Genomic DNA, 11486 nt, shown 5'->3' with positions numbered 1-11486 from the left:
GCCGTGCTCGGCGGCGCCGTCGTCGTGCTGCTGCTCGCCGCGGTGGCGTCGTCGTTCGTCGGCGTCAGCGACGTGACGCCGGCGTCCCTGTGGGCCGACGACGGCCACGCGCGCGACCTGCTGCTGCTCTCGCGCCTGCCCCGCACCGCGTCCGTGCTGCTCGCGGGCGCCGCGATGGCGGTCACCGGCGTCGTCATGCAGATGCTCGTGCGCAACCGGTTCGTCGAGCCGTCCACCGTCGGCACCACGGAGTCCGCCGGGCTCGGTCTGCTGGTCGTGACCCTCGTCGCACCCGGTCTGGCCGTGCCCGGCAAGCTCGCCGTCGCGGCGGTCTTCGCCCTCGCCGGCACGGCGCTGTTCCTCCTCGTGCTCCGCGCGGTGCCGGTCCGCTCCATCGTCACCGTCCCGCTCGTCGGCATCATGCTGTCGGGCGTGATCGCGGCCGTGTCCACCTACCTCGCGTACCGCTACGACCTGCTCCAGACGCTGTCGGCCTGGATGACCGGGGACTTCTCCGGCGTGGTCGCCGGTCGCTACGAGCTCCTCTGGACCGTCGCCGCGCTCGTCGTCGTGGTGTACGTCGCCGCCGACCGGTTCACCGTCGCGGGCATGGGCCGCGACGTCGCCACGTCGCTCGGCCTGCGCTACGGCCTCGTGCTCGCCGTCGGGCTCGCGGTGGTCGCGACGTCGAGCGCGGTGGTGGTGGTCGTCGTCGGGTCGCTGCCGTTCCTCGGTCTCGTCGCGCCCAACGTGGTGAGCCTGCTCACCGGCGACAACCTGCGCCGCTCGCTGCCGTGGGTGGCGCTCCTCGGGGCGGGGCTCGTGCTCGTGTGCGACGTCCTCGGCCGCGTGCTGCGCTACCCGTACGAGATCCCCATCGGCGTCGTCATGGGCGTGCTCGGCGCCGCGGCGTTCCTGTGGCTCCTGCTGCGGAGGTCCGCGCGTGTCGGCTGACCTGCTCGCGCCCGTGCGCGCGGCCTCCGCCCCGGGACGACGCCGCGAGGTCGTCGTCCTCGCCGTGCTCGCGGTGCTCGCGCTCGCCGCGGCGGCGACCTACCTCGTCGTCGGCGTCCACGGCGGCTGGGACTTCGTCCTGCCGTTCCGCGGCCGGCGCCTCGCGGGCCTCGTCGTCGTCGGCGTGGCGATCGCGGCCTCGACCGTCGTGTTCCAGACGCTCACCGACAACCGCATCCTCACGCCGTCGATCATGGGCTTCGACGCGCTGTACCAGCTCGTGCAGACCGTCGCCGTCTTCACCCTCGGCAGCCTGGCGCTGGCCGCGGTCCCGGCGACGGCGCAGTTCGGCGTCGTGCTGGTCGTCATGGTCGTGCTCTCGACCGCGCTGTTCCACTGGCTGTTCGGCGGTGCGCGGCGCAGCCTGCACCTGCTCGTCCTCGTCGGCGTCGTCCTGGGCACGATGTTCCGCAGCGTCTCGTCGCTGCTCCAGCGCATGCTCGACCCGAACGAGTTCACCGTGCTCCAGTCCCGGCTCTTCGCGAGCTTCAGCACGCTCGACGAGCGCCTGCTCCTCGCGACCGCGGTCCTCGTCGCCGCGGGCGTCGCGGTGCTGCTGCGCGGCCACCGCGAGCTCGACGTGCTCGCGCTCGGCCGGCCGACGGCCGTCGCGCTCGGCGTCGACCACCGGCGCGCGGTCCTGCGCGCGCTCGTCGTCGTGGCGGTGCTCGTGTCCGCCTCCACGGCGCTGGTCGGGCCCGTGACGTTCTTCGGCCTCCTCGTGGCGAACCTCGCCTACGTGCTGACCGGGTCGCACCGCCACGTCGTCAACCTGCCCGCGGCGAGCCTGCTCGCCGTGGTCGTCCTCGTCGGTGGCCAGACGGTGCTCGAGCACGTCCTCGGGCAGGCCGCCGTGCTCAGCGTCGTCGTCGAGTTCCTGGGAGGGATCGTGTTCATCGCCATGCTCGTCGCCGCCGGGAGGCGCCGATGATCCGGGTCGAGCAGGTCACGAAGCGGTACGGGACGACCGTCGTCGTCGACGGCGTCGACCTCGAGCTCCCGGCCGGGGGCGTCGTGTCGGTCATCGGGCCGAACGGCGCGGGCAAGTCGACGCTGCTGTCCGTCGTCGCGCGGCTGCTGCCGTCCGAGGGCGGGCGCGTGACCGTCGACGGCGACGACGTGCGGACCACGCCGGGTCCGGTCCTCGCGCGGCGCCTGGGGATCCTGCGCCAGGACAACCACCTGACCGTGCGCCTCACCGTGCGCGACCTCGTGACGTTCGGACGCTACCCGCACTCCCGGGGCCGGACGACGCCCGAGGACGAGCGGCACGTGGCGGCGGCGCTGGAGTACCTCGACCTCGAGGGCCTCGCCGGCCGGTACCTCGACGAGCTCTCGGGCGGCCAGCGCCAGCGCGCGTTCGTCGCGATGGTCCTCGCCCAGGACACCCGCTACGTGCTCCTCGACGAACCGCTGAACAACCTCGACCTGCGCCACGCGCGCGGGATGATGCGGCTCGTGCGCGCCGCGGCCGACGACCTCGGCAAGACCGTCGTGGCGGTGCTCCACGACGTGAACTTCGCGTCGTGCTGGTCCGACCGCATCGTCGCGATGCGGGACGGCCGGGTCGTCGCGCAGGGCACGCCCGAGGAGGTCGTGCGGCCGGAGGTGCTGCGCGACGTGTACGGCACCGACGTCGACGTGCACGTGCTGGACGGAAACCGGGTGGCGCTCTACTACGTGTGAGCGCGCACGCGCCGACGGGCGGTCGCGCGCGCCCCGGGGCGCCGTCGTGCACTCCTGCCCCCTGCGGTGTTTCATGGTCCCAGCGGACCGCCCTCCGGCCGTCTGGACCGGCGGGGAGGCGGGTGCCGCCGGACTCGAGGGAGGGAACGACGGTGAAGAAGCTGCTCAACGACCCCCAGGACGCGGTGGCGGAGTCCCTCGAGGGCTTCGGCGAGGCCCACGCCGACCTCGTCGAGGTCCATCTCGACCCGCCGTACGTCACGCGCGCCGGCGGCACGGTCGCCGGCAAGGTCGGCCTCGTCTCCGGCGGCGGATCGGGCCACGAACCGCTCCACGCCGGGTTCGTCGGGCTCGGCATGCTGGACGCCGCGGTGCCGGGCGCCGTGTTCACGTCGCCGACGCCCGACCAGGTCGCGCCCGCCCTGCAGGCCGCCGACTCGGGCGCGGGCGTGCTCGCGATCGTCAAGAACTACACGGGCGACGTGCTGAACTTCGAGACCGCGGTCGAGCTCGTCGACGCCGAGGGCACCCGGGTCGTCAGCGTGCTGGTCAACGACGACGTCGCGGTCGAGGACTCCCTCTACACCGCCGGGCGCCGCGGCGTCGCCGGCACGGTGTGCGTCGAGAAGATCGCCGGGGCCGCCGCCGAGCGCGGCGACGACCTCGACGCGGTCGCCGAGGTCGCGCGCGGCGTGGTGGCGAACGTCCGGTCGATGGGCGTCGCGCTGACCGCCTGCACGGTGCCGCACGTCGGCAGGCCGAGCTTCGACCTCGCGGACGACGAGCTCGAGATCGGCATCGGGATCCACGGCGAGCCCGGGCGCCACCGCATCCCCGTCGCGCCCGCGGACGACGTGACGCGGATGCTCCTCGACCCGGTGGCCGACGACCTCGGGCTGGCGTCGGGCGAGGACGTGTTGCTGTTCGTTAACGGAATGGGCGGCACCCCGTTGTCCGAGCTGTACGTCGTCTATCGTCGAGCGCGGAGGCTGCTGGAGGGGCGCGGCGTGCAGGTCACGCGGTCGCTCGTCGGCAACTACGTCACGTCGCTCGAGATGCAGGGCGCGTCCGTCACGGTGCTGCGCCTGGACGACGAGCGGACCCGTCTGTGGGACGCCACGGTCCGCACGCCTGCGCTGCGCTGGTGACGGTCGGTCGTCGCGTGGACGGAGGGTCTCCGGGGCCGGCCCGACCGCCGGCCCGTGGGCGAGGAGAGGTGGGGCATGACGCTGGACGTGGCCTGGGCCGACCGGTGGGCGCGGCTGAGCGCCGAGCGGATCTCGGAGGCGAAGGACGAGCTGACCGAGCTGGACCGGCAGATCGGCGACGGTGACCACGGGGCGAACCTCGACCGCGGCTTCCGGGCCGTCGTCGCGAAGCTCGACGCCGCGGAGGCGCCCCCGCAGATCGGCGACGTCCTCAAGCTCGTCGCCACGACGCTGATGTCGTCGGTCGGCGGTGCGTCCGGCCCGCTGTACGGCACCGCGTACCTGCGCGCCGCGAAGGTCACGGGCCTGCCCGAGCTCGACGCCCAGGGCGTCGTCGCCCTGCTGGAGGGCGTGCTGGAGGCATCACCGCGCGCGGCAAGGCCGTCGTGGGGGAGAAGACGATGGTCGACGCGTGGCAGCCGGCGGTCGACGCGGCCGAGGCGGCGGCGGACGGCGGCGGGTCCACCGAGGAGGTGCTGGCCGCGGCGGCCCGCGCCGCCCGCGCGGGCGCCGAGTCGACCGTGCCGCTCGTCGCGACGAAGGGGCGCGCGAGCTACCTCGGCGAGCGCAGCGCCGGGCACCAGGACCCGGGGGCGACGTCCACGGCGATCCTGCTCGAGGCGGCCCGCGACGCGGCGACGGGGACGGGGGCGTCCGAGTGACGGACGTGGCCCCCGCCGGTGCGACGGCCGCGCCGGCCCGCTCCCGCATCGCCCTCGTCCTCGTCTCCCACTCGCAGCGTCTCGCCCAGGGCGCGGTGGAGCTCGCGGCGCAGATGGCGCCCGGCGTCCTCCTGCTCGCGGCCGGGGGCACCGACGACGGCGGTCTCGGGACGAGCTACGACCGGGTCTCCGGCGCCGTCGCCGAGGCGCTGCGGGCGGCCGGGGGCGTGGTCGTGCTCGCCGACCTGGGCTCCGCCGTCATGACCGTGGAGTCCGTCCTCGACGTCGAGGACGACCTGGACGGGCGGGTCGCGCTCGCCGACGCACCGTTCGTCGAGGGAGCGGTCGCGGCCGCCGTGACCGCGCACGGCGGCGGCGACCTCGCCGAGGTGCTCGCCTCGGCCGAGCACGCCGGCGGGACGTTCGCCCCGTCCTCCGCGACCGGCGGCGGTGACGGCGGCCCGGGTGCGCAGACGCCGGGACCGACCGGTGCTGTCTCGGGCCGGGGCGACGAGGGCGACGGCGAGGGGGGCGCGAGGGTGACGCTGCGCAACCCGCTCGGCCTGCACGCGCGTCCCGCCGCCGTGCTCGCGCGGATGATCGCCGGCTTCGAGGCGAGCGTGCGGATCGACGGCGTGAACGGCGCGAGCGTCCTCGAGCTCATGAAGCTCGGCGCGACCCAGGGGCAGGAGCTCACCGTCACCGCGGACGGGCCGCAGGCGCGCGAGGCGCTCGACGCGGTGGTCGCGGCGGTCGAGGACGGGTTCGGCGAGGTCTGAGCCGGCGTGTGACCCACGTCATCGAAGATTGCAGTTGATGCAACTTTGCATCCGCTGCAGAATGTGGCCATGACCTCCACGCGCGCCGCTGTCGCCGGGCACTCCCTCGTGAGCGGCCTGGCCCCGGACGACGACGTCCGTGCCCAGGGGCTGCGCGAGCGCAAGAAGCGCCGCCGCCGCGACGACATGGTCGACGCCGCGCAGCACCTCGTGCTCGAGCGCGGCCTCGACGGCGTGACCGTCGAGGACGTCTGCGAGGCCGTCGGGGTCTCGCCGCGCACGTTCTTCAACTACTTCCCGTCGAAGGACGACGCCGTGCTCGGCCTCGAGCCGTTCGAGGTCGCGCCCGACGTGGCCGCCGCGTTCGTGCAGGGCGGACCCACCGGCGTCCTGCTCGACGACGTCGCGCACCTCGTGGGCGACCTGCTCGAGCACCAGGCGGTCTCGCCCGAGCGCATGCACGCCGCGCTCGAGCTCGTCGCGCGCGAGCCCCGCCTCCTCGTGCGCCACGTCGCCTGGATCGAGGAGCACCGCGCGGGATGGTCGAGCTCTTCGCCGCGCGCCGCGCCGTGCGGCCGTTCGCGGCCGACCCGGAGCTGCTCGCCCTCGTCGTCATGAGCCTGGTCCGGGCGAGCGCCCTCGCGTGGCAGCGCGACGACGGCCGGGGCACCCCCGCCGACCACCTGGGCGACGTCGTCGAGCAGCTGCGCTCCCTCCTCGCCCCGGACTCGGGCGGCTGAGCCGCCCCCGGCCACCGCCCCGGACTGCCGCCCCGCCTGCGCCTCCGGCGCCTCGACCTCACGACCCCGCGCGCCCCCTCACGGGCGCGCGACCCCTCGAGCCCTCGTCCCTCCCGAACCCCGACGGCGGGGCGCGTCGCACGCCGTCGCGTGCCGCAGCCCGTCCCGACACGAAGTGGAACCCCTCATGGCCAGCCCTCAGACCGCCGCGCCCGCGTCGCCGACCGACGGCGGTGCTCCGCTCGTCGTGCTCACGCCCCGCACCGTGTGGGTCATCTTCGGCGCCCTCATGGCGTCGATGTTCCTGTCCTCGCTCGACCAGTCGATCGTCGGGACCGCGATGCCGACGATCGTCGGCGAGCTCCACGGCGTGGAGCACCAGGCTGGGTCATCACCGCCTACGTGCTGGCCATCGCGATCGTCATGCCGCTCTACGGCAAGTTCGGTGACCTGTGGGGCCGGCGCTGGCCGTTCCTCGTCGCGATCGGTCTGTTCACCGTCGCGTCCGCCGGCGCGGGCATGGCGCAGTCCTTCCCCGAGCTCGTCGCGTGGCGTGCCGTCCAGGGGCTCGGCGGCGGCGGGCTCATGATCCTGTCGCAGGCGATCATCGCGGACATCGTCCCGGCGAAGGAGCGCGGGAAGTTCATGGGGCCGATGGGTGCGCTGTTCGGCATCTCCGCCGTGCTCGGCCCGCTCATGGGCGGCTGGTTCACCGAGGGGCCGGGCTGGCGCTGGGCCTTCTGGGTCAACATCCCCGTCGGGTCGCGGCGTTCGCCGTCGCCTGGTTCGCCCTGCGGCTGCCGTCGCGGCGTTCGGAGCGCCCGGTCGACGTCGCGGGCATCGTCTCCATGGTGCTGGCGACGTCCGGCATCGTGCTCGTCGCGAGCTGGGAGTCGGTCAGCGGCGGCACGGGGTACGACTGGTCCGACCCGCGCCTGAGCGGCCTCGTCGTCCTGACGCTCGTCTCGGTCGCGGCGTTCGTCGTCGCCGAGAACCGCGCTGCCGAGCCGCTGCTGCCGCTGCACCTGTTCAGGAACCGCACGTTCACGATCGCCACGCTGATCGGCCTCGTCCTCGGCATGGGGATGTTCTCCGCCCTCGCGTTCCTGCCCACGTTCCTCCAGATGGCGACGGGTGCGGGCGTGACCGAGTCCGGCTACCTCATGCTCCCGATGATGGCCGGCGTGATGCTGACCTCGATCGCGTCCGGCTTCGCGATCACCCGCACCGGGCGGTACAAGGTCTTCCCCGTCGTCGGCCTCGCCGTGACGACCGCCGGGCTCGTCTGGCTGACCACCATCACCGGCGACATGTCGATGTGGCTGTTCGGCGCGATGATCTTCGTCCTCGGCGCCGGCATGGGCCTGGTCATGCAGACGGTCGTCATCGCGGTGCAGAACGCGGTCGACCCCCGCGAGATCGGGACCGCGACCAGCGCCAACAACTTCTTCCGCGAGATCGGCGTGGCCGTGGGCACGGCGCTCTTCAGCACGATCTTCACCGCCCGGCTCACGGACAGCCTCGACGGGATCCTCGCCGTCCCGCAGGGCGCCCCCGCGGGTGCCCACGGCGGGTCGTCGCTCACGCCCGAGGTCGTCTCGCAGCTGCCCGAGCCCGTGCACACGCAGGTCGTCGACGCGTTCGGCGACGCGCTCGCGCCCGCGTTCTGGTACCTCGTCCCGCTCGTCGCCCTCGGCCTCGTCCTCGCGCTGTTCCTCAAGGAGGTCGCGCTGTCGGACGTCGCGGGATGGTCGCGCGCGGCGAGGCCGTCGCGGGCCCGGGCCGCGCCGCCGCGGTCGCCGCCGGTGCGCCGGACGACGAGCCCGTCGTCGCGGTCGTCGGCTCGCAGGAGCGGGACGCCGGTGCGCCGGCGGCCCCCGTACCGGCGGACGACGCCCGGCCCGGCGACGCGCCGGTATCCTGACGACGTGAGCTCGACCCCGTCGACACCCGACCCCGCGGCGCCGTCGTCCCGTCACGGCCGCGCGGCGGGGCCGGTGCGCCCGTCGCCCGGTGACCGCATCAGGCCCAAGAGGCCCGCCAAGGTGCAGTTCGCGTCGACCACGCTGCTGCTCGAGGCCTTCCTCGTGCTGTTCGCGACGCTGGTCGCCTACGGGCTCCGCGACGTCCCGTACTCGCGCGGGCCGCTCGAGCTCCCGGGCGCGGCCTCGATCTGGGTCGTGGGGGGAGCGCTCGCCGTCGTCCTCGTCGTGCTCTCCCGGATGGTCGGCACCCCCGGCGGGTACGTCGCCGGGTCGGTCGTGCAGGTGCCGGTGCTGGGTCTCGGGCTCGTCGTCCCCATGATGTTCGTCGTCGGCGGCATCTTCGTCGCGCTCTGGATCGTCTCCATCCGCCTCGGCGACCGCATCGACCGCGAACGCGCCGAGTACGACGCCGCGCACCCGGAGACCGCGCCCAACGCCGGCTGACGTGCGCCGACGCGCGGGCGGAGCGCGGGCCGGGCGCCCGGTAGGCTCGCCGCCATGACCGACGTCGCACCTGCAGTCACCGAAACGATCGAGCGCACCCTCGTCCTCGTCAAGCCCGACGGCGTCCGCCGCGGCCTGTCCGGGGAGATCCTGCGCCGGATCGAGACCAAGGGCTACACCCTCGCCGCCGTCCGGCTGCTCGACGCCACGCCCGAGCTGCTCGCCGCGCACTACGCCGAGCACGAGGGCAAGCCGTTCTACCAGCCGCTCGTCGACTTCATGCTCTCCGGGGCGATCCTCGCCGTCGTCGCCGAGGGCGAGGGCGTGATCCCAGGGTTCCGCTCGCTCGCCGGCGCGACGAACCCGACCGAGGCCGCGCCCGGCACGATCCGCGGCGACCTGGGGCGCGACTGGGGCCTCAAGGTCCAGCAGAACCTCGTGCACGGGTCCGACTCGCCCGAGTCCGCCGCGCGCGAGATCGCGCTCTGGTTCCCCGAGCTGGGCTGACGCGCGTCGTCTCCCGGGCGCGGCGTCACCTCCGCCGACGCCTGCGCCGGCGTCGGCTCTCCGTCGTCCGCCGTGGAGGCAGGCGGCCCGAGAGGCCCGCGGATGCGCGGGATCGGGGGAGGGCCGCACTAGGCTCGGCCCGTGCACCTCAAGACGCTGACGCTCCGGGGCTTCAAGTCGTTCGCCTCCGCGACGACGCTGAGCTTCGAGCCCGGTGTCACGTGCGTCGTCGGGCCGAACGGCTCGGGCAAGTCCAACGTCGTCGACGCGCTCGCGTGGGTGATGGGGGAGCAGGGCGCCAAGACCCTGCGCGGCGGCAAGATGGAGGACGTCATCTTCGCCGGCACCGCGGGGCGCCCGCCGCTCGGCCGGGCCGAGGTGTCGCTGACGATCGACAACGCCGACGGTGCGCTGCCGATCGACTACACCGAGGTGACGATCTCCCGGACGCTCTTCCGCAGCGGCGGCTCCGAGTACGCGATCAACGGGTCGCCGTGCCGCCTGCTCGACATCCAGGACCTGCTGTCCGACTCGGGTCTCGGGCGCGAGATGCACGTCATCGTCGGCCAGGGCCAGCTCGACGCGGTCCTGCGCGCGACCCCGGAGGACCGGCGCGGCTTCGTCGAGGAGGCGGCGGGCGTCCTCAAGCACCGCAAGCGCAAGGAGAAGGCCCTGCGCAAGCTCGACGCGATGCAGGCCAACCTCACGCGCCTCGCGGACCTCACGACGGAGGTCCGGCGCCAGCTCGGGCCGCTCGGCCGGCAGGCCGAGATCGCCCGGAAGGCGGCGACGATCCAGGCGGACCTGCGCGACGCGCGGGCACGACTGCTCGCGGACGACCTCGCCCAGCTCGTCGCCGCGCTCGAGCAGGAGATCGCCGACGAGGCCGCGCTGCGGGCGCAGCAGGCCGAGGTGGAGCGCGAGCTCGCCGCGGCGCGGGAACGGCTCGGGGCGCAGGAGCGCGAGGCTGCCGAGGCCGCCCCGGCCGTCGGCGCCGCGACCGACGTGTGGTACCGGCTGTCGTCGCTGCGCGAGCGGCTGCGCGGGACGCAGACCCTGGCCGAGGAGCGCTTGCGCCTGCTCGGCCGCCCGGAGCCCGCGCAGCGCGGCCAGGACCCCGACGAGCTCGAACGGCAGGCGGAGCGCGTCCGCGCGACCGAGGCCGAGCTCGAGGCCGAGGTGGCGCGGGCGCGCGCCGCCCTCGCGGGCGCGTCTCGGTCCGTGAGGACGCGGAGGCCGCGGCCGGCGAGGCGGAGCGCGCCGTCGCGACGCTCCTGCGCGGCGTCGCCGACCGCCGGGAGGGCCTCGCGCGGCTCGCCGGGCAGGTGGCCGCGCAGCGCACGCGCGTCGAGTCGGCGGAGGCGGAGATCGGACGGCTGCGCGCGTCGCTCGCGGAGGCGGAGCGGCGCGGCACCGAGGCCGGCACCGAGTTCGCGGTGCTCGAGACCCAGGTGGTCGGCGTCGAGGAGGGCGAGGAGGGCCTCGACGCCGAGCACGAGGCGGCGGCGGACGAGGTCGAGCGGACCACGACCGAGGTCACCACGCTCCAGGAGCAGGCGGGGGCCGCGGACCAGGACCGTGCCTCCTGGGCGCCCGCATCGAGGCGCTGGAGCTCGGCCTGGACCGCAAGGACGGCGCGGGGGCGCTCCTCGCGGCCGACCAGGTGGGCGTCGTCGGGTCGCTCGCCGCCCTGCTCGGCATCGAGGCCGGCTACGAGGACGCGATCGCCGCCGCGCTGGGGCCGGCCGCGGACGCGGTCGCCGTCGAGTCGGTGGACGCGGCGGTGGACGCGCTGCGCTACCTGCGCACCGAGGACGCCGGCCGGGCGGGCATGGTCGTCGCCGGGCGCCCCGACGCCGAGCGCGGGGCGGCCCCGGACGCCGCGCTGCCGCCGGGGGCCCGGTGGGCCGTCGACGTCGTCACCGCCGCGGCGGGCTCGGGGGCTCCGTGCGCGCCCTGCTCGCGGACGTCGTCGTCGTCGAGGACCTCGTGCAGTCGCGCGCGGTCCTCGCGACCGTGCCCGGGGTCCTCACGGTCACGCGCGGTGGCGACGTCCTCGGCACGACGCGCGCGTGGGGCGGGTCGGCGTCGGCCCCGAGCGTGCTGCACCTGCAGTCGGCGCTCGAGGAGGCCCGCGCCGCGCACGCCGACGCGGTCGCGCGCGCGGAGCGCGCCCGGTTCGGCCTCGCCGCGGCGCGTGCGGCCCGGGACGCGGCGCGCGAGCGCTACGACGAGACGCTGGAACGCCTCAACGAGTCCGACGCGCGGCTCGCCGCCGTCGCGGAGAAGCTCGGCCACCTCGGGGCGACCGCACGCTCGGCGGCGGCCGAGGCGGACCGCGTGCGCGCCTCGCTCGCCACGGCGGCCGAGGGGCTCGAGGACGCGCGCGGCGTGCTGGACGAGCTCGTCGCCCGGCTCGAGACGGCCGAGCAGGCCCCCGAGCAGCGGAGAGACCGTGTCC

9 protein-coding genes and 3 pseudogenes are annotated in these 11486 nt (G+C 75.2%); all 12 read left to right on the top strand.

The genetic code is table 11. The features are described 5' to 3' along the window. Window positions 1-954: ABC transporter permease (locus tag BJF88_RS14520; protein WP_369824632.1), on the top strand; the 954-nt coding region annotated here is incomplete at its 5' end. Next, a complete protein-coding gene (locus BJF88_RS14515) occupies window positions 944-1945 on the top strand; it encodes an iron chelate uptake ABC transporter family permease subunit (protein WP_222844017.1) in 1002 nt (333 codons plus the stop codon). The genes BJF88_RS14520 and BJF88_RS14515, both read left to right, overlap by 11 nt. Next, window positions 1942-2700, top strand: coding sequence for an ABC transporter ATP-binding protein (locus BJF88_RS14510; RefSeq protein ID WP_075829331.1), 759 nt, complete (start codon window positions 1942-1944; stop codon window positions 2698-2700). Before BJF88_RS14515 ends, BJF88_RS14510 begins: the two co-directional genes overlap by 4 nt. 152 nt (window positions 2701-2852) lie before the next feature. Further along, the gene (gene dhaK / locus BJF88_RS14505) at window positions 2853-3848 is read left to right on the top strand and encodes a dihydroxyacetone kinase subunit DhaK (protein WP_075829330.1); all 996 of its coding nucleotides are present in this window, start codon (window positions 2853-2855) and stop codon (window positions 3846-3848) included. A 75-nt stretch (window positions 3849-3923) separates the two neighbouring features. Further along, window positions 3924-4570: pseudogene (gene dhaL, locus BJF88_RS14500) on the top strand (dihydroxyacetone kinase subunit DhaL). 5 nt (window positions 4571-4575) lie between these two features. Then, entirely contained in the window at window positions 4576-5349 is a 774-nt protein-coding gene (dhaM, locus tag BJF88_RS14495; RefSeq protein WP_255372057.1) for a dihydroxyacetone kinase phosphoryl donor subunit DhaM, read from the top strand. Between the two features lie 69 nt (window positions 5350-5418). Next, complete coding sequence (locus BJF88_RS14490) at window positions 5419-5967, top strand: TetR/AcrR family transcriptional regulator (RefSeq protein WP_075829328.1); 549 nt, start codon at window positions 5419-5421, stop codon at window positions 5965-5967. Continuing rightward, complete coding sequence (locus tag BJF88_RS22390; protein ID WP_255372056.1) at window positions 5964-6089, top strand: hypothetical protein; 126 nt, start codon at window positions 5964-5966, stop codon at window positions 6087-6089. Before BJF88_RS14490 ends, BJF88_RS22390 begins: the two co-directional genes overlap by 4 nt. Window positions 6090-6336: 247 nt before the next feature. Beyond that, window positions 6337-8013, top strand: a pseudogene (locus BJF88_RS14480) (MDR family MFS transporter). Further along, complete coding sequence (locus BJF88_RS14475) at window positions 7895-8518, top strand: DUF4233 domain-containing protein (RefSeq protein WP_083649163.1); 624 nt, start codon at window positions 7895-7897, stop codon at window positions 8516-8518. The pseudogene BJF88_RS14480 and the gene BJF88_RS14475 overlap by 119 nt, the downstream one beginning before the upstream one ends. A gap of 54 nt (window positions 8519-8572) precedes the next feature. Beyond that, window positions 8573-9025 (top strand): nucleoside-diphosphate kinase, encoded by a 453-nt coding sequence (ndk, locus tag BJF88_RS14470; protein ID WP_075829325.1) that lies wholly within the window; start codon window positions 8573-8575, stop codon window positions 9023-9025. 141 nt (window positions 9026-9166) lie between these two features. Further along, window positions 9167-11486 (top strand): annotated as a pseudogene (locus BJF88_RS14465) (chromosome segregation SMC family protein); the annotation flags it as partial.

The organism is Cellulosimicrobium sp. CUA-896, assembly GCF_001942335.1.
Classification (GTDB): domain Bacteria; phylum Actinomycetota; class Actinomycetes; order Actinomycetales; family Cellulomonadaceae; genus Cellulosimicrobium.
Note: the sequence above shows the minus strand (reverse complement) of the source record. Positions and strands in the feature narration are given on the sequence as shown.